The 25,611-nt window shown below is 71.0% G+C and carries 27 protein-coding genes; 7 read left to right on the forward strand and 20 right to left on the reverse strand.

Annotation, left to right across the window (positions count from 1 at the left end; all coding sequences use genetic code 11):
• Window positions 1-6: 6 nt before the first annotated feature.
• From ABT063_RS35290 to ABT063_RS35310, 5 genes are all read right to left on the reverse strand, one after another.
• A complete protein-coding gene (locus tag ABT063_RS35290) occupies window positions 7-1,377 on the reverse strand; it encodes an FtsW/RodA/SpoVE family cell cycle protein (protein WP_351064176.1) in 1,371 nt (456 codons plus the stop codon).
• 49 nt (window positions 1,378-1,426) lie between these two features.
• On the reverse strand, window positions 1,427-1,855 hold the full coding sequence (locus tag ABT063_RS35295; protein WP_351064177.1) for an SH3 domain-containing protein: 429 nt from the start codon (window positions 1,853-1,855) through the stop codon (window positions 1,427-1,429).
• 70 nt (window positions 1,856-1,925) lie between these two features.
• A complete protein-coding gene (locus ABT063_RS35300) occupies window positions 1,926-3,203 on the reverse strand; it encodes an ATP-binding protein (RefSeq protein ID WP_351064178.1) in 1,278 nt (425 codons plus the stop codon).
• Entirely contained in the window at window positions 3,200-3,943 is a 744-nt protein-coding gene (locus ABT063_RS35305) for a hypothetical protein (protein WP_351064179.1), read from the reverse strand. The genes ABT063_RS35300 and ABT063_RS35305 overlap by 4 nt, the downstream gene beginning before the upstream one ends.
• 159 nt (window positions 3,944-4,102) lie before the next feature.
• Window positions 4,103-4,594 (reverse strand): protein-tyrosine phosphatase family protein, encoded by a 492-nt coding sequence (locus tag ABT063_RS35310; protein WP_351064181.1) that lies wholly within the window; start codon window positions 4,592-4,594, stop codon window positions 4,103-4,105.
• A gap of 140 nt (window positions 4,595-4,734) precedes the next feature.
• Here ABT063_RS35310 and ABT063_RS35315 point away from each other — a divergent pair, with 140 nt between their 5' ends.
• Window positions 4,735-5,538 carry a nuclease-related domain-containing protein gene (locus ABT063_RS35315; protein ID WP_351064183.1) on the forward strand — a complete coding sequence of 268 codons (804 nt, stop codon included), beginning with the start codon at window positions 4,735-4,737 and terminating at the stop codon, window positions 5,536-5,538.
• Window positions 5,539-5,580: 42 nt separating this feature from the next.
• On the opposite strand, the gene ligD is transcribed toward ABT063_RS35315, so the two are convergent.
• Window positions 5,581-6,462: a non-homologous end-joining DNA ligase gene (gene ligD / locus ABT063_RS35320; protein ID WP_351064184.1), complete on the reverse strand. Its 882-nt coding sequence runs from the start codon at window positions 6,460-6,462 to the stop codon at window positions 5,581-5,583.
• 82 nt (window positions 6,463-6,544) lie between these two features.
• Here ligD and ku point away from each other — a divergent pair, with 82 nt between their 5' ends.
• Entirely contained in the window at window positions 6,545-7,657 is a 1,113-nt protein-coding gene (gene ku / locus ABT063_RS35325; RefSeq protein ID WP_502990943.1) for a non-homologous end joining protein Ku, read from the forward strand.
• Window positions 7,658-7,717: 60 nt separating this feature from the next.
• On the opposite strand, the gene ABT063_RS35330 is transcribed toward ku, so the two are convergent.
• The 4 genes from ABT063_RS35330 to ABT063_RS35345 all read right to left on the reverse strand — a co-directional run bounded on the left by ABT063_RS35330 (window position 7,718) and on the right by ABT063_RS35345 (window position 10,194).
• Window positions 7,718-8,218: a peptidylprolyl isomerase gene (locus ABT063_RS35330; RefSeq protein ID WP_502990944.1), complete on the reverse strand. Its 501-nt coding sequence runs from the start codon at window positions 8,216-8,218 to the stop codon at window positions 7,718-7,720.
• Between the two features lie 86 nt (window positions 8,219-8,304).
• Window positions 8,305-8,628 carry a hypothetical protein gene (locus ABT063_RS35335; protein ID WP_351064188.1) on the reverse strand — a complete coding sequence of 108 codons (324 nt, stop codon included), beginning with the start codon at window positions 8,626-8,628 and terminating at the stop codon, window positions 8,305-8,307.
• A 61-nt stretch (window positions 8,629-8,689) separates the two neighbouring features.
• A complete protein-coding gene (locus tag ABT063_RS35340; RefSeq protein ID WP_351064190.1) occupies window positions 8,690-9,796 on the reverse strand; it encodes an NAD(P)-dependent alcohol dehydrogenase in 1,107 nt (368 codons plus the stop codon).
• A gap of 179 nt (window positions 9,797-9,975) precedes the next feature.
• Window positions 9,976-10,194 carry a hypothetical protein gene (locus tag ABT063_RS35345; RefSeq protein WP_351064191.1) on the reverse strand — a complete coding sequence of 73 codons (219 nt, stop codon included), beginning with the start codon at window positions 10,192-10,194 and terminating at the stop codon, window positions 9,976-9,978.
• Between the two features lie 290 nt (window positions 10,195-10,484).
• Here ABT063_RS35345 and ABT063_RS35350 point away from each other — a divergent pair, with 290 nt between their 5' ends.
• Window positions 10,485-11,798 carry a phytase gene (locus tag ABT063_RS35350; RefSeq protein ID WP_351064192.1) on the forward strand — a complete coding sequence of 438 codons (1,314 nt, stop codon included), beginning with the start codon at window positions 10,485-10,487 and terminating at the stop codon, window positions 11,796-11,798.
• A 150-nt stretch (window positions 11,799-11,948) separates the two neighbouring features.
• On the opposite strand, the gene efeB is transcribed toward ABT063_RS35350, so the two are convergent.
• Together efeB and efeU are read right to left on the reverse strand one after the other, a co-directional pair.
• On the reverse strand, window positions 11,949-13,259 hold the full coding sequence (gene efeB, locus ABT063_RS35355; protein ID WP_351064193.1) for an iron uptake transporter deferrochelatase/peroxidase subunit: 1,311 nt from the start codon (window positions 13,257-13,259) through the stop codon (window positions 11,949-11,951).
• Window positions 13,260-13,296: 37 nt separating this feature from the next.
• The gene (gene efeU / locus ABT063_RS35360; RefSeq protein ID WP_351064195.1) at window positions 13,297-15,369 is read right to left on the reverse strand and encodes an iron uptake transporter permease EfeU; all 2,073 of its coding nucleotides are present in this window, start codon (window positions 15,367-15,369) and stop codon (window positions 13,297-13,299) included.
• Window positions 15,370-15,737: 368 nt separating this feature from the next.
• Here efeU and ABT063_RS35365 point away from each other — a divergent pair, with 368 nt between their 5' ends.
• Window positions 15,738-16,511: a M1 family aminopeptidase gene (locus ABT063_RS35365; RefSeq protein WP_351064197.1), complete on the forward strand. Its 774-nt coding sequence runs from the start codon at window positions 15,738-15,740 to the stop codon at window positions 16,509-16,511.
• 23 nt (window positions 16,512-16,534) lie between these two features.
• Window positions 16,535-17,338, forward strand: a complete 804-nt coding sequence (locus ABT063_RS35370; RefSeq protein WP_351064199.1) for a M1 family aminopeptidase — start codon at window positions 16,535-16,537, stop codon at window positions 17,336-17,338.
• On the opposite strand, the gene ABT063_RS35375 is transcribed toward ABT063_RS35370, so the two are convergent.
• Window positions 17,315-19,288 (reverse strand): serine/threonine-protein kinase, encoded by a 1,974-nt coding sequence (locus ABT063_RS35375; RefSeq protein ID WP_351064201.1) that lies wholly within the window; start codon window positions 19,286-19,288, stop codon window positions 17,315-17,317. The genes ABT063_RS35370 and ABT063_RS35375 overlap by 24 nt on opposite strands.
• 223 nt (window positions 19,289-19,511) lie before the next feature.
• Here ABT063_RS35375 and ABT063_RS35380 point away from each other — a divergent pair, with 223 nt between their 5' ends.
• Window positions 19,512-20,294, forward strand: coding sequence for a polysaccharide lyase family 7 protein (locus tag ABT063_RS35380; protein WP_351064203.1), 783 nt, complete (start codon window positions 19,512-19,514; stop codon window positions 20,292-20,294).
• A gap of 51 nt (window positions 20,295-20,345) precedes the next feature.
• On the opposite strand, the gene ABT063_RS35385 is transcribed toward ABT063_RS35380, so the two are convergent.
• The 5 genes from ABT063_RS35385 to ABT063_RS35405 all read right to left on the reverse strand — a co-directional run bounded on the left by ABT063_RS35385 (window position 20,346) and on the right by ABT063_RS35405 (window position 24,353).
• The gene (locus ABT063_RS35385; protein WP_351064205.1) at window positions 20,346-20,981 is read right to left on the reverse strand and encodes a hypothetical protein; all 636 of its coding nucleotides are present in this window, start codon (window positions 20,979-20,981) and stop codon (window positions 20,346-20,348) included.
• Window positions 20,982-21,002: 21 nt separating this feature from the next.
• Window positions 21,003-21,701: a YqjF family protein gene (locus ABT063_RS35390; protein WP_351064207.1), complete on the reverse strand. Its 699-nt coding sequence runs from the start codon at window positions 21,699-21,701 to the stop codon at window positions 21,003-21,005.
• A 98-nt stretch (window positions 21,702-21,799) separates the two neighbouring features.
• The gene (ctaC, locus tag ABT063_RS35395) at window positions 21,800-22,774 is read right to left on the reverse strand and encodes an aa3-type cytochrome oxidase subunit II (protein ID WP_351064209.1); all 975 of its coding nucleotides are present in this window, start codon (window positions 22,772-22,774) and stop codon (window positions 21,800-21,802) included.
• A gap of 126 nt (window positions 22,775-22,900) precedes the next feature.
• Complete coding sequence (locus ABT063_RS35400; RefSeq protein ID WP_351064211.1) at window positions 22,901-24,058, reverse strand: amidinotransferase; 1,158 nt, start codon at window positions 24,056-24,058, stop codon at window positions 22,901-22,903.
• Between the two features lie 82 nt (window positions 24,059-24,140).
• On the reverse strand, window positions 24,141-24,353 hold the full coding sequence (locus tag ABT063_RS35405) for a hypothetical protein (protein ID WP_351064213.1): 213 nt from the start codon (window positions 24,351-24,353) through the stop codon (window positions 24,141-24,143).
• Window positions 24,354-24,550: 197 nt separating this feature from the next.
• Between ABT063_RS35405 and ABT063_RS35410 the strand changes: the two genes are divergently transcribed.
• Window positions 24,551-24,973: a CBS domain-containing protein gene (locus tag ABT063_RS35410; protein WP_351064215.1), complete on the forward strand. Its 423-nt coding sequence runs from the start codon at window positions 24,551-24,553 to the stop codon at window positions 24,971-24,973.
• An 84-nt stretch (window positions 24,974-25,057) separates the two neighbouring features.
• Here ABT063_RS35410 and ABT063_RS35415 read toward each other — a convergent pair whose 3' ends face one another.
• Both ABT063_RS35415 and ABT063_RS35420 read right to left on the reverse strand, forming a co-directional pair.
• Window positions 25,058-25,354, reverse strand: a complete 297-nt coding sequence (locus ABT063_RS35415) for a hypothetical protein (protein ID WP_351064217.1) — start codon at window positions 25,352-25,354, stop codon at window positions 25,058-25,060.
• 21 nt (window positions 25,355-25,375) lie between these two features.
• Entirely contained in the window at window positions 25,376-25,537 is a 162-nt protein-coding gene (locus ABT063_RS35420; protein ID WP_351064219.1) for a hypothetical protein, read from the reverse strand.
• Window positions 25,538-25,611: the final 74 nt, after the last annotated feature.

Below are 25,611 nucleotides of genomic sequence, written 5' to 3' on the forward strand. Positions count from 1 at the left end.
CGAGGGTCACGGGGCCACCTGCCCGTCGTACTGGCCGCGGGCCGAGTCGCTCACCCGGATCAGCAGCGCCACGATCGCCCAGTTGGTGACGACCGACGAGCCGCCCTGCGCCAGGAACGGCATCGCCATGCCGGTCAGCGGGATCAGGCCCGTCACCCCGCCCGCGATCACGAACACCTGGAGCGCCACGATCGAGGCGAGACCGACGGCGAGCAGCCGGCCGAAGGGATCGCGCACGGCGAGGCCCGCCCGGTAGCCGCGCTCGACCAGAAGGGCGTACAGGATGAAGATCGCGGCCAGGCCCGCCAGGCCCAGTTCCTCGCCCGCCGTGGCCAGGATGAAGTCCGACTTGGCGGCGAAGCCGATGAGAACGGAGTGGCCGAGGCCGAGACCGGTGCCGAGGATGCCGCCGGCCGCGAAGGCGAACAGGGACTGCGCGAGCTGGTTCGGCCCCTCGCCCGCCTCGATCGACGCGATCGGGTGCAGCCAGTCCTCGACCCTGCCGTGCACATGCGGCTCCAGCCAGCCCACGGCGACCGCGCCCAGCGCGGCCAGCAGCAGGCCGACGGCGATCCATCCGGTGCGGCCGGTGGCGACGTAGAGGAGGACGACGAACAGGCCGAAGAAGAGCAGCGAGGTGCCGAGGTCGCGTTCCAGGACCAGCACACCGACGCTCACCAGCCAGACGGCGACGATCGGGCCGAGGACGCGGCCGGTGGGCAGCTGCATCCTGGTGAACCTCCAGATCCTGCGGCCCGTGTACGCCAGCGCGTTGCGGTTCGCCGCCAGGTACGCGGCGAAGAACACCGCCAGCAGCACCTTCGCGAACTCACCCGGCTGGATGGAGAACCCGGCGATCCGGATCCAGATGCGGGCGCCGTTCACCGCCGGGAAGAAGATCGGCAGGGTGAGCAGGACCAGGGCGGCGGCGACACATACGTAGGAGTAGCGCTGCAGGACCCGGTGGTCGCGCAGCAGGAACACCACCACGATGAACAGGGCCACGCCGAGCGTGGACCACACGAGTTGGGTGGGGGCCGCCCGGTCGTCGGGCGTCTCCAGGTCCAGCCGGTAGATCAGGACCAGGCCGAGGCCGTTGAGCAGGACGCCGATGGGGAGCAGGAGCGGGTCGGCGTACGGGGCGCGTAAACGCACCGCCAGATGCGCGAGGAGCGCGAGCACGCCGAGCCCGGCGCCGTAGCCGGCGGCGCCGGGCGGGACGGTGCCGTTCTTGGCGAGGCCGACATCGCAGTAGCCGTACACGGAGAGGAATACGGCCACGACGATGAGGGCCAGTTCGATGCCACGGCGCCGTGGGAGGCGTGCGACGGGGGCGGGCGTGCCCGCCCGCACCATGGTGATTCCGGCCTTGGTCATGTCCGGAACTTACCCAATTAGTGCGTATTTTCCGCCTTCGCCTTGGTCTTCAGCACCAGCGAGGCTTGGGGCCGATGTTGGCGATGTAGCGGGCCGAGCCCCAGGCCCAGGTGCCGTCCGTGAGGAGGTACCAATGGCGGTTGCCCTGGACGGACTGGCCGTTGGTCTTGCAGAAGATCGTGACGATGTCGCCGCGCTGGGCGAACCGGATGATCTGGGAGCCGCGGTTCGGAGCGCTGCGCAGCGCCAGCGTGCTCGCGGTGACGCGGCCCTTGTAGAGGCGCTGGTTGCGGTGGTCGCCCTGGGTGTCGACACCGCCGGCGCTCTGGTCGAAGCCACCGCCCTGACTCAAGTCCTCCTGGCTGCTGAGGGCGGGGTCGTCCGCACCCTCGTCGCTCGCGACAGCGGGGGTGGCTGCGGTGGCGAAGGCAAGGGCGCCGGCGGCGACGGCTATGGCGAGGCGGGAGCGCAGGGGCATGGGGTACCTCCGTGAATGAGGCGAAGCCTGACTAATCGCCACATTAGGGGTATTTTCGGGTGGTCGCGCGTCACGCTGGGCCATCGGGGAGCTCGCCCCCCGCCGGAGGAGACTGAGGGAGCGTCAGGGTGGCCAGGGCTCCGCCGTCCGCCGCGTTGCGGAACGTCAGCCCCGCGCCCAGTACCTCCGCCTGCCCCAGCGCGATCGTCAGCCCGAGCCCGTGTCCCCTCGCGCCGCCCTCCGTGCGGAACCGCTGCGGCCCGTGCACCACGAGGTAGTCCGGATAGCCGTCCCCGTGGTCCCGCACGGTCACCACCGGCCCGTCCACCGTCAGCACCACCGGCGCCCGCCCGTGCCGGTGCGCGTTCGCCACCAGATTGCCGAGCACTCGCTCCAGCCGCCGCCGGTCCGTCTCCACCGCCACACCCCGTACGACGTCCACCTCGGTGTCGGTCCCCGACGCCCGCACCACCCGCTCGGCCAGCGCGCCCAGATGCTCGGTGTCCAGCTCCAGCCGCTCCCGCCCGGTGTCCAGCCGGGAGATCTCCAGCAGGTCCTCGGTCAGCGTGCGCAGCGCCGCCACCCGGTCCCGGACCAGCTCGGTCGGCCGGCTCGCCGGCAGCAGCTCGGCCGCCGCGTGCAGACCGGTCAGCGGGGTGCGCAGCTCGTGCGCCACGTCCGCCGTGAAGCGCTGCTCGGCGAGCAGCTTGCCCTGCAACGACGCGGCCATCGAGTCCAGCGCGGCGGCGACCGCGGCCACCTCGTCCTGCGGGCGCGCCGGCTCCTTCGTGCGGGGGTCGTCGACGCGCGCGTCCAGGTCGCCCGCGCTGATCCGCCGGGCCACCCGCGCGGTCGTGTGCAGCCGCCGGGTCACCCGGGTCACCGCGAACGCGCCCACGATCAGGGTCGCCCCGATCGCCAGCGCCGACGACCAGACGATGGCCCGGTCCAGCCCTTCGATCGTGCGCGCGCCCTGCGAGTAGTCGACCTGCACGGCCAGGGCGCGGCCGCCGTCGACCGGGCCAGCCGCCCACATCGTGGGGCGCCCATGGTGCTCGCCGACCATCGTGCCGCGTTCCCCGGCCGCCGCTAGTTCGCGCAGCGGTTCGGGCAGGCCCGGCGGGTCGACGCCGGCTCCCCACGTCAGCGTGTCCCCGGCCTCGAAGGCCGCCGTCGCCTCCGTCAGCTTGGTCAGGGCGAGGCCGCGGGCCTGGCCGACCGTCTGGTTCGTCACCGAGACGTGCACGAGGACGCCGAGCAGCGCGGCCAGCGCGCAGCACATCACGGTGATGAAGACGGCGGCCTTCACGGCGAGCGTGCCGGACCACCGGGGGAGTGCGAGCCTCATCGGCCACTCGCGGTGGGGGACGGCGAGGGGGCCGGGGCGGCGGTCGGCGTGGGGGACGGTGTCTTCTTGCGCGGGCCGGTGCGCAGCATCTCGTCGTGCGTGAGGAGCATCGCCTTCTGCTGCCGGTCCCAGGTCCACTGGAGCCGGTACTCGTACCCCGCGACCTCCGACGGCGAGCGGATGATCACCGACCGTCCGGCCAGCTCGACCCCGCTCATGGCGTCCTCCCAGGCCATGACCTGCGTGAGCCGGTGCTTGTCCACGGTGTAGACGCGTACGGCGGTCAGTTTGCCGGGCAGCTGCCGGAAGCCCAGCGTCAGGTCGTCGCGTCCGTCGCCGGTCAGGTCGCGGTAGTACGGCCGGAGGACGGGGCACCTGCCCTTCCCCGCGCCCTCGCCGCACTCGGCCATCCGGCCGCCGGTCTCGTGGTACGGCGAATCGGAGCCGTAGTCGCCCGGGCTCGCGGCGACCTCCTTGCGCACGATCGCGACCGGGTCCACCTCGCGGATGTCGTCGCCGGGTACGGCGATCCCCTTGATGACCTGCGTGTCCACCTCGCCGATCTCGAAGGCCGGACTCGACACCGGCGGCAGGCCCGGCCACAGCTTGTCCGGGCTGATCGCGGTCGGCGTCGGCCCCGCGCCGCGCAGCCCGCCCGCGTCACCGCAGGCCGTCAGGGCCGCCAGGGGCGCCAGCAGCAGGGCGATGGCGGCGGCGGTGCGGACGGGTCTGGGGGGCACGGTGCTCCAGCGGCTCGGGACAGGGTGATCAGCAGCCCGTACACCTTATTCCGCACGAAGTCCTTTTTGCGTACCGGTGGAGGCGCAGGACAGAAACGATTTACTCATTCCTTTTACTCGGCAAGCCCCTCCAGTTACTCGGCAAGCCCCTCCAGCGATTCACTCCGCAAGCTCCTCCAACAGCCGAGCCGTCGGCAATCCGGCCCGCAGGTACTCCACGAAGAGCTCGTTGTGCAGGGCCCACGGCGAGCGCCGGTCCCGGATCAGCCGGATCGCCTCGTCCGCGGAGTTCCCCCGGCGGATCAGGGCGTGCGCGACGACCAGGCCCGAGCGGTTGTAGCCGTGGTAGCAGCGGACGAGGACCTTGCGGCCCCCGTCCAGCGCCTCGCACGCGGCCCGCGCGAGCCGGATCACCCCAGCGAGCTGTGTACCGTCCAGCGGCCCGTCGGGAATCGGCCACACATGGTGTTCCACGTCGGTGTCCGGCCCGTGCCCCGGCAGCCTCAGCAGGGTCTGCACGACGTCGAACTCGTCGCGCACGACGGCGAACTCCACCGCCCCGGTCCGGCCCCTGAACTCGTGCCCGCCCATCCACAGACCCGGCACGATCTCGTTCCACGGGCTGTCCGGAGCGGGTACGTCGGCTTGCATCCTGCGCGTCCGCAACGGCGCCTCCCCAAGGCCCTGCCAACTCACGAAAGTGCCTACCCGGCCGGAGCCGGCCTCAAAGGTGACCCGGCTCCTTGCCCCGGGAGCGCCCGGCCTGTTCCCATGGTCTGGGGTGATGCTGCATGAGCGGACTGCGCGTCGTACCGACTTGGCGGCACGGTCAGGAACGGCTGTACGTCTGCCTCACGGACGGCAGGAACATCGCCTGGTACGACCGTGAGGCGGCCCGGGTCAACCTGCTGAGCGAGGACCGCAAGGACGACGTACTCCACGCACTCGGACCCTTCCTGACCGGCCCGGTGGCGGTCGGGCCGCCCCCGGTGCCGACCCCCGCGGAGCTGGCCCGGCTCTCCCTCCACCCGGACGACGACCTGGCGCCCAACCGCCCCGGCGAGGCGCTGCTGATCGCCCTGGACCGTGATCCGGGCCCCACGCACCGGCTCCGCCCCGACCCGCGCCGCCGGGCGCTGGCGGCCGAGCAGGCGGTCGGGGAGGCCCTGGACCGGCTGGACGGCGCGGGCTGGCACGCCCTGCACTCGATCCCGCTCCCCGGCGGCGACCGTATCCACCATCTGGCGATCGGTCCGGGCGGCCTCTTCGCGGTCCACAGCCTGTACGCGCGCAAGCAGCGGGTCACGGTCGCCGACCCCATGGTCACGCCGGGCCGCCGCGAACCGCGCCCGCTGCTGCGCCGCCTCCGCGCCGACGCCGACCGCGCCTCCTACACCCTGACGGCCGAGGTCCACCCGGTCCTGGCCCTCGTCGGACCCGGTGCCGTGTCGCTCACCGCCCCGCCGCGCGAGGTCCGGATCATCACGGACGCGGAGGTCGAGGGCCTGGCCCGGCTGGGCGGCGTCCTGAAACCGGCGGACGTGGAGGCCCTGCACGCGATGGCGCGGGACCGGCAGACGTGGGCGCGGGTGTGACCTGCTTCAGCGGTGAGCTGCCTTGGCCCCTCCCTCGGGTGGTCAGGGCAGCCGCCCCGCGCGTTCCGGGTCGAGCAGCGGGGCCAGCAGATCGCCGTGGTCCTGTAGCCGGGGTGCGATGTCCGGTGCCTGGAACGTCAGCTGCGCGGGCGCCCCGCAGTCCTCGACCTCGACCCACGTCACCGGCGCGGACACCAGCGGCCGCGCCCGGGCCCGCAGCGTGTAGGGCGTGGCCGTCGTCTTGCGGGCGGCGTTCTGGCTCCAGTCGACGAACACCTTGCCGGGCCTGAGGCTCCGCGTCATCCGGTGCAGGACCAGCCGGGGCATCGCCTTCTCCGCCTCCACGGCGAGTTCCTTCGCGTACTCGGACACCTGATCGGACGAAGCCCCCCGTACGGCTGCCAGCAGATGCAGCCCCTTCGACCCTGCGGTCTTCGGGTAGGCCTCGATCCCGTCCGCCGCGAGCCGCTCCCGCAGCCAGAGCGCGACCTCGCAGCAGTGGACGATCGTCGCCGGCGGCCCGGGGTCGAGGTCGAAGACCAGCCGGTCGGCCTCGCCGGGCGCGTCGACCAGCCACTGGTGGGTGTGGAACTCGGTGACCAGGTTCGCCGCCCAGATCAGGCTGGCCAGGTCCTGCACCAGCACCATCCGGGCGGGTCCCTCCGATCTGGGGACCTCGGCGGTGGTGACCCAGTCGGGCGTACCGGGCGGGACGTTCTTGGTGAAGAAGACCTGGCCGTCCGGCCCGTCGGGGTAGCGCAGGAAGGACACCGGCCGGTCACGCAGGTGGGGCAGCAGGACCTCGGCGGTGGTCGCGTAGTAGTGCAGCACCTCGGCCTTGGTGAACCCGGTCGCGGGATACAGCACCTTCTCCAGATTGCTGAGCGCGAGCCTTCGCCCCTCCACCTCTGTGATCGGCGTCATACGATGAGAATCCCAGAGATTTGGCCGAAAACTGTCGAAACTCGTCGTAATCCATCACAAAGCGATCGAAAGGGTGCTGCACGTGCGATCCATATGGAACGGCGCCATCTCCTTCGGCCTCGTCAGCATCCCGATCAAGCTGGTGAACGCCACGGAGAGCCACTCGATCTCCTTCCGCCAGATCCATACGGAGGACGGCGGCCGCATCCGCTACCGCAAGGTCTGCGAGCTGGACGACCAGGAGGTCTCCCAGGCGGAGATCGGCAAGGGGTACGAGGACGCCGACGGCACGATCATCCCGATCACCGACGAGGACCTGGCCCACCTGCCGCTGCCGACGGCCAAGACGATCGAGATCGTGGCCTTCGTGCCGGCCGACCGGATCGACCCGCTCCAGATGGACGCCGCGTACTACCTCGAGGCGGGCGGCGCCGCTGCCGCCAAGCCGTACACACTCCTGCGCGAGGCGCTCAAGCGCAGCCAGAAGGTCGCCATCGCCAAGTTCGCGCTCCGGGGCAAGGAGCGCCTGGGCATGCTGCGGGTGGTGGGCGACGCCATCGCCCTGCACGGACTGCTCTGGCCGGACGAGGTCCGTGACCCCGCGGGCGTCGCCCCCGACGACAAGGTCATGGTCAACGACAAGGAACTCGACCTCGCGGACACCCTCATGGAGACCCTCGGCGAGATCGACCTCGACGAACTGCACGACGAGTACCGCGAGGCCGTGGAGGAAGTCGTCGCGGCGAAGGCAGCCGGGCAGGCCCTGCCGGAGGCGCCCGAGCCGGCCCGCGCGGGCAAGGTCCTCGACCTGATGGCCGCGCTGGAGAAGAGCGTGCGGGAAGCGAAGGAGTCGCGCGGGGAGGAACCGGCCGAGGAGCCCGCGGAGGTCAGACGCCTTGCGGCAGGCAAGTCGTCGCGGGCGACACCGAAGCAGACGGGCGGCAAGAAGTCGACGGCGAGGAAGACGGCCGCCAAGAAGACGACGGCCTCCGCGAAGAAGACGACGGCGAAGTCGGCACAGGGGGAGAAGAAGACAGCTTCATCGAAGACCGCTGCGTCAAAGACCACGGCGAAGAAGACCACCGCCAAGAGCGCGACGGCGAAGAAGTCGACGGAGAAGCGGTCGACGGCAAAGCAGTCAACGACGAAGAAGACACCGGCGAAGAAGACGGCCGCCGGCAAACGGACCGCGTGACCTGCGCACCGCGCGAACGACGACTCCGCGGCCGCAGGTCCCGTCAGCCCTGTCGGTCCGTCAGCCGAGGACCTTCGCGCCCTCGATGATGACGGGCTGGGTGGGAACGTCCTGGTGGCCGCGGCTGGTGCCCGTCCGCACCTGCTTGATCTGGTCGACGACGTCCTGCCCCTCGGCAACCCGGCCGAAGACGGTGTAGCCCCAGCCGTTGGGGCTCTTGGACGTGAAGTTGAGGAAGTCGTTGTCCGAGACGTTGACGAAGAACTGCGCGGTCGCGGAGTGCGGGTCGCTGGTCCGCGCCATCGCCACCGTGTAGGCGTTGTTCTTCAGGCCGTTGTCGGCCTCGTTCTGCACCGGCGCCATGGTGGGCTTCTGCACCATGTCCGGGGTGAAACCGCCGCCCTGGACCATGAAGCCCGGGATCACCCGGTGGAAGATCGTGCCGTCGTAGTGCCCATTGCGGACGTACGTCAGGAAGTTCTCGACGGTCTTGGGGGCCTCGGCGTCGTTGAGCTCGAGAACGATGCGGCCGAAGTTCGTGGTCAGCTCGACCCTGGACATGGAAATCGTCCCTTTCTGGCGGGGCTTGGCCGCAGCATCTTGTCACACGGTCCCTTTCCCGCCGGTCGGGCAGGCCGACGAGGCCGTCAGGCGGCCTCCTCCAGAGCGTGCTGGGGACCCTCCGGCCGACGGGGCGGACGCACTCCCGCCCGCCGCCCGGACAGCGGCACCAGCGCGAGACCCGCCGCCAGCCCCAGCGCGGGCAGCACGGGGAACCGCCCCTCGTCCGCGAACCCCTGGACGGCGAACCGGCCCAGGGCGCCCACGCTCGCCGCCAACCCGAGCCACAGCGCCCAGGCAGGCCGAAGGCCGACGCCCGGACGCATCCGTTCGTGGACGACTGCCTCGAGCCCATGCGCCGCATGCTGCCGCAGCGCCACGGCGACGGCGCCGAAAAGGCCGGGCCGCAACCAATCCGTGCCCGGTACGACACCGCCCGCATGGCCTCCCCCCTGTTGGAGACAACCCCGTTCACATGGTCAGGACGGCCTTGACGGTCTGCCCTGCCCGCACGTCCTTCACGGCCGTGTTGATGTCGGCCAGCGGGTAGGTGCGGACGAGCCGGTCGACGGGGAAGCACCCCTCCCGGTGGAGGGCGAGCAGACGGGGGATCAGGACGGCCGGGTCCTGGTGGCCCATCACCGAGCCGGTGACGGTGCGGCCCTTGAGCAGTTCCCAGGCGTTCACCTCGAACGTGGCCTCCGCCTCGGTGACGCCGAGGACGGCCGCCGAGCCCAGCGGGGCCAGTACGTCGGTGGCGGCGCGCATGATCCGCAGCGAGCCGGTGCATTCGACGCTGTGGTCGACGCCGCGGCCCCCGGTCAGCTCCAGGACCCCCTCGACCGGGTCGGTGTCGCCGGTGTCGAGGGTGTCCGTGGCGCCCAACTCGCGGGCGAGCGCCAGCCGGTCCGCCTCCCGGCCGACCACGATGATCCGGGCGGCTCCCGCCACCACCGCGGCCATCAGCGCGCTGAATCCGACCCCACCGGGGCCGAACACCGCGACCGTACTGCCGGGCCGCACCCGCAGGGAGTTGAGGACCGCCCCGGCGCCGGTGATGACCCCGCAGCCGAACGGGGCGAGCACCTCCGGCCGGATGTCGTCGTCGACGCGGATCAGGGAGCGGGGATGGGCCAGGCCGTGGGTGGCGAAGGAGGACTGGCCGAAGAAGTGGTCGCCCACCGGTGTGCCGTCGGTGTCGGCCAAGCCCGTGCTGCCGTCGGCGCGCCGCGCGCCGAAGTTGAGGGGGATGTGGTGCTCGCAGTACATGGGCAGACCGCGGAGGCAGTTCGGGCAGCTCCCGCAGGAGTCGAGGCCGGCCAGCACCCGGTCCCCGGGCCGCAGCCCGGTGACCGCGCTGCCGACGGCCTCCACGACCCCGGCACCCTCGTGGCCGAGCACGGCGGGCAGCGGGGTGGGCACATGGCCGACGGCGGCTTCGAGGTCGGTGTGGCACAGACCGGCCGCCTCGTAGCGGACGAGGACCTCGTCGGGCCGGGGATCGTCCAGTACCAGCCGCTCGAGCGTGAACTCGGGTCGGTCCGGGCGGGCGACGGCGGCCATGACCGTACAGGGCATGTCTGCCCCCTTTGCGGCATGTGCGGCGTGCGTGGGTTCTGTCGGGCGTCTTCACGCTAGGTCAGGTGCCGCCGGGCCGCGCGGTGACGTACGCGATTCGGGCGTGGGGCGGCTGAGGAGGGCTGAGGGTGCTCCTGCGGCGGCCGGCGGCTATGCGCTGTCGTTCCGGCGGCCGGCGGCTACCCACTGCCGTTCCAGTCGTACGGCCCACCCCCGCGCCACTCGATCAGCTCGGGGTCGTCGACGGCCATGTCCTCGGCGGGCAGGCCCGCGCGGTGCAGGTACTCCATCACGTCGAACAGGCTGTACGCGGTGCCCGCGCGCTCGCCGTGGATCGTCACCTCCCGCCCACCGTCCGGTGAGGGCGGGAGCACGATCACGGGCGGGTGCTCATCCATGCCACCACCATGCGCCGCAATGCGGCGGCGTGCAGCTTGACTGCGCGATCCGGACGACACTCCGTACTCCGTACGACACTGACGCACTGTCGTACGCCCCCTCGCGCTGCCGTACGGCCCCATCCCACTCTCGTGCACCCCATCCCACTCTCGTACACCCCGTCGCACTGTCGTACATCCCGTGGCGGCATGTACAGATCACGTCCTCCTGAAGGCAACCTTCCCCCCGCACCATCTGCGTGCCGCCCGCGCGTCCTCGACCCTCGACCCTCGACCGTAAGGAAGCCCCTGTGAGAACGTCCCGCACCGCGCGCAGAGCCGCAGTCCTCGCCGCCTCGGGCACCGCGCTGGCCACCCTCCTCGCAGCCTCCCCGGCCGGGGCGGCCGACCTGCCGACGGTGACCGCCACCAGCGAGAGCGCCGCCCTCTACGACGATGAGGCCGGCGGCAACTCCGACGCCGACGACCCGGCGATCTGGCGCAACCCCGCCGACCCGGCCCGCAGCCTCGTCGTCGCCACCGCCAAGGAGGGCGGCCTGCGCGTCTACGACCTGGACGCCCGCCTCGTGCAGTCGCCGGCCGCCCCGAAGCCTCCGGCCGAGGACGACGCCCCGGGCCGCTTCAACAACGTCGACCTCGTCTCCGGCCAGCGCACCTCGACCGGCCTCGCCGACGTGGCCGTGGTGAGCGACCGCGGCAACGACCGCCTGCGGATCTACCGCATCGACCCGTCCCGCCCCGGCGGCCCGCTGACCGACATCACCGACCCGGCCGCCGCCCCCGTCTTCTCCGCCGACCAGACCGAGATCAACGACCAGCGCACCGCGTACGGCCTCGCCACCTGGAAGGACAAGTCCACGGGCCGCACCTACGCGCTGGCGAGCCAACGCGAGCGCACCCGCCTCGCCCTGCTGGAGCTCGTCCCCACCGCGAACGGCACGGTCGGCTACCGCAAGGTCCGCACCCTCGACCTCCCCTCCTCCTTCCGCCTGCCGAACGGCACCTCCTGGACCCCCTGCCTGGAGCCCGGCGAGCTCCCGCAGATCGAGGGCATGGTCGTCGACCCGGCCACCGGCACGCTCTACGCCGGCCAGGAGGACATCGGCATCTGGCGGCTGCGCGCCGACCTCACCAACAAGCCGGTGCTCATCGACAGGACCAGGGAGTACGGCGTCCCGGGCACGTACGACGAGGCGACCGAGGAGTGCACACCGGGCGCCGACCCCGGCTACGGCGGCACGCGGCTGTCGGCCGACGTCGAGGGTCTGACGATCTATCAGGAGAAGGGCGGAGACGGCTACTTGCTCGCCTCCAGCCAGGGCGACAACACGTTCGCGCTGTACGACCGCGAAGTCAGCGAGAGCAACGAGTACGAGGGCGGCTTCCGGATCGGCGCCGCGACGGACACGCTCGACAGCGTGGAGGAGTCCGACGGAGCGGCCGTACTGAACGCCCCGCTCGGCACCCGCTACCCGCGCGGCCTGCTCGTCGTCCAGGACGGCCAGGAGAGCCCCGAGGTGCCGGACGGAGAGGGCGGCACGCGGACGGCGACCGGCTTCAAGTTCGTCGACCTCGGTGCGGTGGTGGACGCCACCGACATGTGACGGATGTGACCCATAGGTGACAGCCGCACGGGGTCCTCAGCCGCGGATGCGGCCGAGGACCCCGCAGCCGCGCCTGTGACGCCGCGGTGGACGCCTGAGACCGGCATGAGGCCTGAACCGCGTGACCGGCTGACCGGCTGACCGGCGGGGTCAGCCGTGCAGCAGGGAGCGGCCGAACCAGTCGGAGCGGTCGCGCGCGCCGGGCAGGGCGAAGAAGTAGCCGCCGCCGGTAGGGGTGATGTAGTCGACCAGGGGCTCGTCGATGAGGCGTTCCTGGGTGGCCTCGAACTGCCGCTTGACGTCCTGCTGGTAGCAGCAGAACACCAGCCCCATGTCGAGGTTGCCGACCTTGTCGACGCCCCGGTCGTAGTTGTAGCCGCGCCGCAGGATGCGCGACGCGTCCGTCCCGGCGGTACGCGGGTTGGCGAGGCGGATATGGGCGTCGAGCGGGATCGCCTGGCCGTGCGGGTCCTTGGCGTAGTGGGGCGTGTCGGTCTCGCGGCCACCGTCGAGCGGGGCGCCGGTGTCGCGGCGCCGGCCGATCATCTGCTCCTGCTCGGTGAGCGAGACCCGGTCCCAGAACTCCACCCGCATCCGGATGATCCGGATCACCTGGTAGCTGCCCCCGACCGCCCAGGACGGCTCGCCGTCGGCCCCGGTCACCCACACCAGCCTGTTCATCTCGCGCGCGGAGGAGGTGTCGGGGTTGGCGATGCCGTCCTTGAAACCGAGGAGGTTGCGCTGCGCGCCGGACGGCCGGGAGGGGTTCTGGAAACCGTCGATACGCCACTTGACCTGCATGGCGCCCCGGGTGTGCCGGGCGATGTCGCGCAGCGCGTGCAGCACGGTGTCGGAGTGGCCCGCGCAGATCTGGAGGGACAGGTCGCCGTGGCACTCGGCCGCGTCGAGGTCGTCGTTGGGGAAGGTACGCATCGGGGTGAGATGCCGTGGTTTGGCGGTGGCGAGGCCGTAGCGGTCGCCGCGGCTTCCGCGGTCGCCGTTGTCGTCGTCGAAGAGAGATGCGCCGAGGCCGACGGTGACGGTCAGGCCGTCGGCGGGTACGACGGGGCCGAGGATACCGCTGTCGGAGGGAGGAGCCCCGACGCCGAGGCCCTCTGGGGCGCCGCCGGTGGTCAGGAAGCGGGCCCGGTCGGTGAGGGTGCGCAGCAGATCGGCCAGCTCGGCACGGTTCTCGGCGATGACGTCGAAGGAGACGAAGGCGGCGGCGGTCGGCTGCGGGGTGGTGATGCCGGCCTGGTGGACGCCGTGAAAGGGCACCGGGCCTGTGGCTGCGTCGCCTTCCGCGGCGGCGGCGGTGTCGCTGCCGGTGAGCTCGGCCCCGGCGAACCCGCCCGCCCCGGCCGCACCGACAACGAGGGCGGTCTTGACGAACGTACGACGGCCGGTGGGGCAGGCGGCGCCCTCGGGGCCCGGGGTGGGGGCGGGCGGCTGGGACGTCATGGGTGTGGGGTCCTCTCTGTGCTGATGGGCCGTGGACTCAGGCGGCCCTGCGGATCTCCAACAGGTCAGGAATCGGGGCGAGTTCCTCCAGCAGCTGCCCCATGGCCCCGTCGAGCCGCTCGCGCGTCGCGGCGGGCAGGCCGTCGACGGGTGCCCAACTGCCGTCCTTGTGGCGGGCGGAGAGCACGAGCTGCTCGGTACGCCGCATCCACCTGTCCACGGCCGTAAGCACTTTCGGGTCGCGACGCTCGATCAACGGCCGCAACAGCCCGAGCAGGACCCGGGTGCCCTTGATGTTGGCCTCGGCGGTGGCGAGGGTGGTGCCGCTGCCGTAGTCGGTGGCGCCGGTCAGCTCCTGCTGGAGGGTGCCCTCAAGGATTTCGTGGGTACGCAGCGGCAGATCGCCCGGGTCGAAGTCCTGGTGCGGGAAGTCCTTCCGCAGCCCGGCGACGTCGGAGGCGAGCCGCTCGGCGGGGATGCGGAGGGATACGGCCGACTCACCGTGCCACAACCCGTACTCGACGCGATGGAATCCGGTGAACCCGGCGTCCTTGACGCCGTGGGGCAGCCCGGCCGTAGTTCCGTTGATCTCCGAGTCGAAGTCCCCGAACGTGCCGTAGGCGGCCCCGAGCGAGGCGTACTCCTCGTGCGCCGCAAGCCAGTCCTCGCGGGCGCGGTGGAGGTGCCCGGCCTCGATGTCGTGCTGAAGGGTCCGGGTCTGGGCCAGCAGGAGGGTCAACCCTTTCTGGACGTAGGCACGGTAGGAGGCGAGCGGAGCGGCGAGATCCTTCTCGCTCACGGGGAGTACGGCCGTCTCCGCACCGCCGCCCGTGACCCGGACGGCGGCGGAGGTGACGGCGCCGCCACTGGCCGGCACGCAGCGCCAGGCGTAACTCCCGCTGCCGATCGTGGCGGTGAGAGTGCGGGTGGTGCCGGGAGCGATGCCCTCCACCTCGCCGTAGACGGCGGCCGTGGCCGGATCGATCAGGTACGCCTCGACGGTGCTCCGGCCGGTGTTGCGCACCTGGAAGGACCGGCGGCCGGGCTTCGGGGCGGCGAATCCCTTGCCGCAGTCGGCGGGCGAGACGGTGACGGTGGTGGCGGGGGGTTTGCCGCCGCTGACGGCCACGAGGACGCCGGCGAGGAGGGCGGGGACGGCGAGGGCGGCTGTGGGGACTACCCAGCGGGGCAGGCGTCGCGGGGCGGGCGGTTCGGGTACGGGGGCGGGCGCCGGGGTGGACGGAGCCGCAGCAGGCAGGCGTGCGGCACGCACTCCGCGGACTCCCCGCACTCCCCGCACGAACAACGCCAGGACCACGGCGAGATAGGAGCCGTAGGCCGTGACCTGAAGCCAGGTCATCTGCGGGGTCAGGTTGAGCGTGCCGCTGGCCAACGTGGCGTACCAGGACCCGGAACCGATACTCCCCGACCAATCGAAGGCGTAAGCAGCCGAGCCCGGCAGCAAGCCGCCTTCCTGCAGATCGCGCATCCCATAACCGAGCACCCCGGCCGCGATCACGATGAGCGCGACGCCGGTGAAGGTAAAGAACCGAGTCAGATTCAGGCGAAGCACACGCCGATACAGCCCCCAACAAACCCCACCGGCCAACACCAGCCCGGCCCCCGCCCCGACGAGCGGCCCGGCGGACTCCCCGGCGGCCTGCCCCGTGGTCCAAAGAAACAGGGCAGTCTCCAGCCCTTCACGCCCAACGGCGAGGAAGGAGATGACGACCAGCAACCCCGCGCCCGTGCCCGTACCCGGCCCGGCACCCAGGGCGTCGGTGACCTTCTCCTTGATCTCCCCGGAGAAACTCCGCGCCGACCGGCGCATCCAGAACACCATGGCGGTGACAAAGGCGACGGCGACAACACTGAGCACACCGCCGAAAGCCTCCTGAGCCTGCCCGGAAAGCCCGGCGGAGGTAAAGGTCAGCACCGCCCCAAACCCCATGGACACACCCACGGCGGCAAGCACCCCGGTCCACACATGCGGCAGCCGCGCCCGCTGACCGGCCCGCACCAGAGTGGCCACCAACACCGAAACGATCAGCCCGGCTTCCAGCCCCTCACGCAGCCCGATCAAAAAACTCGGCAGCGCGTTGTCCCACACCAGAGAACTCCCCTCGGCATGCCACGGCAGGGCCACATTCGGGCCAAGGTGGGCTTAGCGTAGGCAAACCTAACCATCTGGCATGGGGTTGGAGTCGTGACGCGAGTAAGAGTCCGGTAGGAGCGTCTCGGAAACTCTGTGTGTGCCTGAGGGTTTCAGGCTTTTCGGGCGCGGCGTGGCCGTGTGCCGTCACGGTGGGGTCCGAACCTCGGGGTGAGGGGGTGGACCTCGGTAGCACACAACAGTTGAAGAGCCTGAACAGCCGAGCCGTCTGTCCATGGCCGGTCATTGGGGTCCCCGAAAAACCCCTGCGGTCACCGGCGATCTCCGTCGTACGCTGACGTCCGCTGTCTGCCGAGGGAGGACGCATGGGGATCCGAAGCCTGACCCGTACCGAAGCGGAGCGACGGGCCGCGCTGCTGACGGTCGAGCGGTACGACGTGGACATCGACCTCACCGCCCTGCCCGACGGCCCGGACGTCCGATGCGTCTCCACCGTGACCTTCACCTGCCACGAGCCGGGCGCGGAGACCTTCGTGGACTGCGCGGCACAGGTGCGGAGCGCCACGCTGAACGGCACCGCCCTCACCCCCACCGGTGACGGCCGTATCCCCCTCACCGCCCTGGCCGAGCACAACGTGCTGCGTGTGGAGAGCGTCCAGGCCGACACGGCCACGGGCGAGGGGGTGCACAAGGCGATCGACCCCGCGGACGGCGAGGTCTACGTGTGGATGAGCTTCGAACCGGACGAGGCCAGGTTCGTCTGGGCGTGCTTCGACCAACCCGACCTGAAGGCCCCGCACGCGTTCACCGTCACGGCCCCGCCCGCATGGACCGTCACCAGCAACTCCGGCGACCCGCGCGTCGAGGAGCTGGACTCGGCCCGCCGCTGGACCTTCCCGGACACCCCGCCCCTGTCGACGTACAACACCGTCGTCAACGCGGGCCCCTTCCACGAGATCCGCCGCGAGGCCGACGACCACGACCTCGGCCTCTACGCCCGTCGCTCCCTCGCCCCGATCCTCGACCGCGACGCCGACGAGATCTTCACCCTCACCAGCCAGGGCCTCGCCTTCTTCGGCGAGGCCTTCGCGATGCCGTTCCCGCAGCGCAAGTACGACCAGGTGTTCGTGCGTACGTAGGCGAAGAGCGCTTCAGACCCGGCATGACCGCCTACTTCGCCCGCCACGCATGGGGCAACACCACACTCCAGGACCTGATCGACGCCCTCTCCGAGGCCGGCGAACGCGACCTGGACGCCTGGCGCACGGCGTGGCTCGAGACGGCGGGCACCGACCGCTTCTCACTGGAGCGTGACGGCGAGACGGTCACGCTGGTGGCCGCCGACACCCCGCGGCCGCAGGTGCTGGCGGTGGGCGCGTACGGCGGCAATGGCGAAGCCCTGGAACGCAGGGCGCTGGTGCGGGTAGAGGTGACACAGACCCGCACCCCGGTCACCGGCCTCCCGCCTGCTGCGGAAGTCCTGCTGATCAACGACGACGACCTGACCTTCGCCACGACCCGCCCGGACCCCACGACCAGGGACGCCCTCTTCCGTACGGCGTCACAGCTGCCCACAGCCATCTCCCGGGGCGTGGCCGCGGCCACCGTGTGGGACATGCTGACGACCGGCGAGGCCACGGCGGCGGAAGCCGGACGGTGCCTCACCGCGGTCCTGGCGGCCGAGACGTCCGACGCCGTGATCGAGCCGTACCTGACACTCGCCGCGAACATCGCCGAACTGTGGGCGCCGCCCGGCGAACGCGCCGACCTGACGGCGGCGGTGGCGGCAACCTGCCGCCGCCTCGCCACGAACCCCGGCCGCCGGCAGGTATCTGGACGGCGGCATCCTCGCCGGGCCGCGCGAGCACATACGGCGCGCCCCCGCACAGCACCGCGACATCACCGGGACCCAGGCGCCCCGGGTCGCCGCCCTGCCCGTGTGTCAGCGTGCGGGTGGCGCGGGTAGTTCGGCGGCGGCGGAGGCCGTGAGTTCGGTGGCCATGTCGCAGAGCTCGTCCATGGGGCGCTGCCCGCCGACGTACAGGCGCAGCATTTCGGCGGCCGTCTCGGCGTTGTTGTCGCCGTACTCGCGGTACTTCACGAAGACCGTGCAGGTGTCCTCGCCGTTGCGTTCGGGGACGACGAAGGCGTCGTAGCCGCTGAGCCGGATGGGGGCGCCGTACTCCGCGGACACCTGATCGCGGTAGAAGCTCACCTCGGTCTCCAGGTCGTCGACGTCGCTGAACCATTCGCAGTCCCAGTTCCCGACGCCGACTTCCGGCGCGGCGGCCCTGATGCCGGGGATGACGGACAGCGCCTTGGCGTCGAGCAGCTCGCAGGCGTTCACCCAGGCCAGCGACGCGTCCGGATAGGGCGTGGAACGGCGGGGGAGCGGGCCCTGGTTGAGGACCTCGGCGGCGCTTCGGGCGGCCGCGTCGGCGATCGTGCAGAGCGTCGCGGTGCCGCCCGCCACGGAGCCGTCCTCGACGTTGACGCGGATCCCGACGAGGATGCCGTTGACATCGCCGACGGGCGGCAGCAGGGCCAGCCCGCATTCGTCGCTCTCCGGCGGATCCTCCAGGATGCCGATCTCCCCGATGGTGCGAGCGGGTTCCGACGTCTCGGGCGGAGAGCCCCGGCGGAAGCGGATCGACACGTCGATACGGGTCTTGTCGTCGGGGCGGATGAGTACGTCGCAGCGGTCGAAGTTCCCGTATTCCGCGTCCACTTGGGCCTCACCGAACCGGCCGAGAGAGGTGGGGTCGGCCAGGGCGCACAGGTCGGCGGTGTGCGGATCCCCGATCAGAGCCGACTGCTTGGCGATCGAGGTGTCTTCATCGAGCCGGCTCCGGTCGGACTCGTGGGTGGCTTGCCCGCCGCCGCCGCCGCCGCCGCCGTCGCCGTCGCCGTCGGCCTGGTCCGGCAGGGCGACGAGCCCCAGGGCCAGTGCGGCGCTGAGGCCGAGGACCGCGGCGAGCAGCCGCCGGTGCCTTCGCGGGCGCCGGGCGGACGTGCCCTGGCGGGTCGTCGGCTCGGGTCCGGTGATGGCTTCCAGGAGCTGTCTGACCTCGGCCGCGTCGGGGCGCTGGCGCGGATCGCGTTGCAGCATGGCGGTGAGCACGGGGGCCAGGGGGCCTACGGCGGCGGCGTCGATCTCGACGACGCCCTGCTCGGCCTTCCAGTACCTGAGGCGCTCGGCGTCCTCCCCCTTCCTGCTGGGGTCACCGTCCTTCTCGGTCTCGCCGCCGCGCGGTGGTGAGCCGGTGACCAGGGCGTGGAGGGTGGTGGCGAGGCAGAACACGTCCGAGGCCGGCCGGGGGACGTTGCCCCGGGCCAGCTCGGGGGCGGCGTAGTCCGGGGTGAAGCTGAACGGGCCGTTGGCCGTGATGGTCTCGGTGCCGCCGACCCGGTAGGCGGCGCCGAAGTCCAGTAACTTCCCGGTACCGCGCCGCGACAGGCCGATGTTGGCGGGCTTGACGTCGCAGTGGACGATGCCCGCCTCATGCAAGGCGGCGAGGGCCTCGGCGAGTTGGGCACCGATACGGGCCGCCCGGAGCGGAGACATCGGCGGCTGCCGGTCCAGGCCGCCGCCGGGCACGTACTCCATGACGAACCAGTACGTGTCCGCGCCCTCCCCGTCCCCGTGCCTGTCCCCGCCGCCGTTCCCGTCCTGCGGCACGGTCACGACGTCGTACAGGGTCACGACGTGGGGATGGTCGCGGAACTTGGCCATGGCCCGCGGCTCGCCCAGCAGTCGCCGTACCGCGGTCTGGCGGTCGCCCTCGATCCGCTCCGGTTTCAGCGCGACGTCCTGCCCCACCACGGTGTCGTGGGCCAGCCACACGTTGCCGCTTCGCCCCGCGCCGATGACCTCCTTGAGGACATAGCGGCCGGCGAACTCGTCCCCGGAACGCAACGGAACTTCCCCCTCGTTCGAGTCCAGAACGCACACGGCCCACGGGCCGCGCGCGGATCGAACCTACTGCGTACGGCGACCGTACGCAGTGTCTACCCAGAGTCTTCATCAGTCGCACTCATGACTCATGCGTATCGCTCCAAGGTTCCGGGACCGGTCCCGACAACGACGACTACGGTTCACCGCGGCCCGAACCGAACCCCCGACAGGGAGGAAACCCTCCATGCCAAGCACCCGCACCTGCGTGCTGGCGGGCGTCACCGCGGTTGTTTCGACCGCCGTGCTCACGCTGTCCGCCCAGGCCGCCACTCCGGCCGCGCACGAGCGGGCGGCAGCCCGGTGCGCGTACCCGTCCGAGGTCCTCGACCTGACCAACTGGAAGCTGACCCTGCCCACCGGCGAGGACGAGGATCCCACCGAGATCACCCAGCCCGAGCTGGCGACCTTCTCCGCGGCTCCCTGGTTCCAGGCCCACGGCGCCTGCGACGCGGTCCGGTTCCGGGCCGCCGTCAACGGTGTGACGACGGGAGGTTCCAGCTACCCGCGCGCCGAGCTGCGGGAGATGACCGACGACGGCGAGGACGAAGCCGCCTGGTCCACCACGGACGGCACCCACACCCTCGTGGTCACCGAGGCGTTCACGGCACTGCCCGAGGAGAAGCCGCACCTGGTCGGCGCGCAGGTCCACGGCGGGGACGACGACGTCACGGTCTTCCGCCTCGAAGGCAGCAGCCTCTACATCACCGACGGCGACGACCGCCACCACCACCTCGTCACCGACGACTACGAACTGGGCACCGAGTTCGAGGCCAAGTTCGTGGCGGAGGACGGCGAGATCGACGTGTACTACAACGGGAAGCTGGAGACCACGATCTCCCACGACGGCGACACCAACTACTTCAAGGCGGGCGCCTATACGCAGGCCAACTGCGACAACTCCGATCCGTGCGCCGACAAGAACTACGGCGAGGTCCGCATCTCCGGCATCGAGGTCACCCACTCCTGACCGGCGGATGCGCCGACGGCGGCGCCGCGCGGCGGCCGGTCAACCGCAGGGTCACGCGCGCAGCTCCACCGTCGTCGTGACCCGCGTGAGGGTGGGTTTCCGGGGCACCGAACCGAACCCGAAACGTACGGGCGGTTCGACGGGCGCCACGACACCGAGGTCATGGCCCTCGAAGACCGCCGACACCGCGCCGACCGGCCGCAGATCCCGCACGCCGTACCACTCGCGGCGGCCCGAATCGGCACTGCCGCGGGTCCGCACGTCGGCCGGCAGCAGGCGGGCGGGCAGGTCCGTCAGCGCGGCCCATGCCGGACGGGCGGCGAGTACGTCCGGCACGGCCCGTGGCACGAGCCCCAGAATCCCTCGGCGGCCGGTGGTGAAGCGCAGACTGAGCGGCCCTGCGCCGACGGACCAGGTGTCGTCCGAGACGCTCACGTCGACCGGCACGACATGCACCGTGTCGAAGCTGTACGTGCCGCTGACGAAGGCCGCCGTCCGGTGCGAGGGGGCCAGCAGCAGCCGTTCCCCGCCGGCCCGCTCGATCATCACGTCGCTGAACGGCCCGAACGGCGACCGCTGCCAGTGGCCCAGCACCAGGCGCGTCCCGGAGGAGGTGCCCATGCCCGCGATCCAGCCGTCGAAGCGCAGCCGCGGCGGCCGTCCGGCGGGGCCGAGCCTCCGGCTCATCCCCCTGCTCCCGAGCCGGGGTCAGGAAGGACCCGGACCTGGGGCACAAGGCCTGGAAGGCCCGAGCCGTACATGCCGGACCCCTTCCGAGAAGTGCACCAGGGGCTGAGCCGTGGGCGCGGGGAGGCCCGCCGCGGTGGTCAGCGTCTCCTCGAGTACGTCGACGGCGGCATCCGCCAGCGGCCAGGGTTCGTGCTCGACAGGTGTCACCCAGAGCCTGCCGAGCCGACGTGTGTACGCCCGCCAGCGCGAGGTGAGCCATACGTCCCGCTCGGTGGGTGTGACCGGGCCGCCGGGGCGGACGACCAGGCGGTAGGAGGCTCCACCGCCCCACCTCGAACCCGTGTAGGAGACGGCATCCCGGTTCACGGAAACGCGCAAGGTGCCGGGGTTGTACGGCGCGCCGACTGCCCGAGCCGCCAGCATCAGCGGGCAGGCCACCTCGATGGACAGGAACCAGAGCCCGTCCCGCCCGTTCCGGTGCCGGACGTAGGTCCGCAGGTTGGTCTCCGCGAACGTCGGGAGACCTGGCAGCGCGGCGGGTACGCCGGGAGGGCGCACGTCGGCCATGACGAAGGGGGTGAGACCCACCCACGCCGCACCCTCGTACTCGTCCACCACCAGTTCCTCGGGCAGCAGCGCCTGGACATCGTCCGGTGGGAAGGGCCAGTGGACGAATGTCTGCCTCAGCCAGCCGGCGCGAAGCGCGGGAACGCGCACCCGCTGCTCCGCTCCATACGCGACCACACATGGCGAGTCCCCCGCCCTGGCCAGCGGAAACGGCAGGACAACGGGCGAACCCGCTGCTCTGTCGCTCCTCACAGCTTGCGTGGCTCGGTGTTTCTGGCCGGGTCGGTGATCTCGATACCCGCCGGGAGGTAGCCGCCCTGTCCCTGCGCGGCCAGCTCCTTCAGGTGCTGCTGGTAGCGCTCCGGGGAGACGACCTTGACGTTGAAGAGCATCCGGGCGTGGTCGACGCCGCACAACTCGGCGCACTTACCCCGGAAGGTGCCCTCCCGGCTGGGCGTCGCCTCGAAGGCGTTGACGTTGTGGCCGGGGAAGACATCCTGCTTCATCAGGAACGGCAACACCCAGAAGGAATGGATGACGTCCCGGGAGGAAAGGACGAAGCGGACCTTCTCGCCCTTCGGCAGCCACAGCGTCGGGCCGGGGTTGCCGGTCTGCGGGTTGCGGGTGGCAGGGGTGCCGACGTCGTAGACACCCTCGGCACCCTCGGGGAAGGCCCTGCGGTACCTGTCCGGAACGACTCCCAGGTCCGGGTCGGCTTTCGCGTCGCCCGTGTCGGTTCTGCCGTCCACGTTCTCGATGTAGTTGAAGGCCCAGCTCCACTGGAAGCCGACCACGCCGATGGTGTGAGCCGGCTTTTCGGAGAGTTCGAGGAGCTCGGACTCGTCGCGGGCCGTGAAGTAGAACAGGACGGAGACGATGAGCAGCGGGACCACGGTGTACAGCGCCTCGATGGGCATGTTGTACCGGGTCTGCGGGGGAACCTCGATCTTGGTCCTGGTGCGCCGGTGAAAGATGACCGCCCACAGGATCAGTCCCCACACCAGGGCACCGACGGCGAGCGCGGCCGCCCACGAGCCCTGCCACAGGGAAAGGATCCGCGGCGCCTCTTCCGTGACCGGGGTGGGCATCCCCAGCCGGGGGAAGTCCTGCCATGTGTATTCGCAGCCGGAAGCGGTCGCCAGGACAAGACCCGCGGTCAGTGCCTGCAGCCACCTCCGCCGCATCGGACGCCGCAGCGAGCGGTCACAGCCGTTGGGTACCACGTAGCGCCTTCCCGGGAGTCTCGCCCACGCGGTCGGCTGCGGCCGCCTCGTCAGCAGGGGTTCGGATGCTTATGCGGACAAAACCTACCGAGTTGTCCCGTCGAGAGGGTGCTCAACGCGCCGCCCTCAATCGACATACGACTCGAGCGTGCCGCGGCGCCGGACGTCGAGTGTCGCGCAGTGGAACGATCCGCCGAACGGCGCGTAGTGCAGCAGGTCGCACGGGATCGGCTCGAACCCCCATTTTTCGAGCGCGCGCAGCATGCCGGTGTGATGCCGCTCCGCGATCACCCGTTTCTCGTCGATCATCAGAACGTTCATGTTGAGCCACTTGCCGCACATCGAGGTGATCTTGAGCAGGCGCTCGTCGATCGGGTTGGGCTCGGGGGCGACGAGGACGTCCCACGAACGCAGGACCTCGGGCAGGCGGTCGACGTCGACGTATTCGGGATTGACCAGCACCTTGCCGGGCGAGAGCAGGACGAACGTCGTGTCGATGTGCATCGGCGTACGGCAGCGGCTCTCGATCTCGTGGATGCGATAGCCGGGTCCGAGATGGCGGCGCAACCAGTCGATGCCCATCTGGTTGGTGACGTTGCTCCGCGTCACGAACAGGTCGCGTCCCGCGCGTACGAAATCCGCCGCGTCGAACACCGGCTCGAACTCGGTGAGGATGTAGCGCATGGGCTCACAGGCCTCGGGGACACGGAAATCCGCCTCGAACAGTTCGTCGGTGAGCTGGGGTTTCGGCGCCGCCGTCCAGCGCGCGCCGCGCCGGAAGTAGTCCTTCAGGATCGAGCGATAGGAGTGGGTCTCGAAGTACCGGCACGGCCATGCCATCGGGGTCTCGATGATCTCGTCGCCGATCACGAGCATGCTGTCGCGCGGGCAGGTGTTGCAGAAACCGCGCGACGACCAGTCGGGGGTGCCGAAGCGTCTCCTGTGGTCGACCGGGTCCGGGCGTCTGACCGTGACGCCGAGGGACCGCAGGAGCGCGATGAACTCGTCGAGCTCGTGCCGCGCCGGATCGATCAGCCTGCGCGGGTACCTGAAGCCGGCGGCGAGCCCCTGCCCGCGCGCAGCCCACGGCGGGATGTTGCAGGTCACGACCGGATGGTCGGAGGGAATCGTCGCGCCGTCGAGTCGCCCGACGATGATCTCCTCCAGCGGGTCCCACTCGTTGTGTGAGCTGACCGGCGACACGAGGGGTTCCGCAGCCGCCCCCGTACGGGCGTCGTTGTCCGCCGCCGCCGTCCGAATGCCGGGCTTGGGTACGACCGCCATACTCAACCGCTTCCGATGCAGACGTCAGTCACTCACCGACTCCACGAGTATCCGCATAGGTCGGTCCCATGCTCGGCCGACGTCATCGCGCGCAGCCGACGTCCAGCACTTCGACCACGTCACCGTGGATGGTGTACACGAGCCAGCACCATTCACCGAACGCCGCGGCCAGATCCGGGACCTGGATCATCGGGTCCTCGGCCACGGCCTCGATGAGCGTGATGATCTCCTCGTGCACGCTGTCCGGAACGTCGAACAGTGCGTTGGCGGCCTGCTGGACCAGTTCGACTTTCATGTCGCCCTCCCGCGGACGGCAGGAGCAGCACGGTAGGAGCTGTGCTCTAAACACGATAAGTCCGCCGTCCTGTGCTGTAGCGCCGAGAGCCCCAGGAACCGGGACCCATCCAGGTGAGCGGCACGGTCGGCCGGGTACTCGGTCCGGGACCGAAACCGCTGGGGGGATTCCGCGAAGTCCGGGTGAAGGAGGATCCGATGGCTCAGCAGGTTCGGGAAGTCATGACGAGAGACCCTGTGGCGGTATCGCCGCAGACGCCGCTGGTCGAGGTCGCGCGCCGTATGCGGGACGAGAACATCGGTGACGTACTGGTCATCGAAGAAGACCACCTGCGCGGTGTGGTCACCGACAGGGACCTGGTGGTGCGGGCCCTTGCCGAGGGAGCCGACATCAGCAGCAAACCGGTGCGGGAGGTCTGCAGCGCGGAGATGATCACCGTCTCTCCGGACGACGACGTGGACCGCGCGATCCAGCTGATGCGGGAGCGGGCGATCCGCCGGCTGCCGGTCGTGGAGGAGGAGGACCGGCCGGTGGGCGTCGTCTCGCTGGGCGACCTCGCCGTCGACCGCGACCCGCAATCGGCGCTCGGCGACATCAGCGCCGCCGACCCCAACAAGTGAGGCACCCGCCATCCGGCGGGCCTGCGCCGCCGTGCGAGTAGGGGCAGGGGGCCGCAGTCGTAGCCGCGGCCCTGCTCGCCGCGGCTACCGCTGAGGGATGGCGAGTTCACGCCCGCGGTAGAAGGCTTCCCGCTCCTCGGCGACGTACGGGGCCATGCTCGCGCGCCGCTGCGCCTCCGGCTCGGAGGCCCGCCAGGAGTCGCATGCCTCCTTGGAGTCCCAGAACGACACCCCGGTGATTTCCTGTCCGTCCTCGGACCAGTACGCGAAGGCGCGGCTCATACCCCTCGGGTGGGAGGGCGGCTGCCATGCCCTCTCGAACTCCTCCAGGGTGTCCGCCCGAAGGCGGCGCGTGGTCACCCAGACGAAGTGCTCCTCCATCGCCGGTTCCTCCGTTCTTCCTCAGGTGACGCTGCCGGTACTTCCGGCGAAGAGAATCCGGTCGGCGCCCGCGCGCTGGGCGACGCGGTCGAGGAACTCCCGGTACTCCATCCGCACACCGGTGTCCGGCTGGTCCGGGGCGGTGGCGACGCGGCGCAGCTGCTCGCCGACCTCCTGTTGCAACGATCCGCGCCGCGCGTGTCTCGCTTGCGTCCCTCCGGTACCAGCATCGCGCCGATGCCTTCATCGCGCATTCG

This window comes from Streptomyces sp. NPDC002838 (assembly GCF_040295365.1).
Classification (GTDB): Bacteria; Actinomycetota; Actinomycetes; order Streptomycetales; family Streptomycetaceae; genus Streptomyces.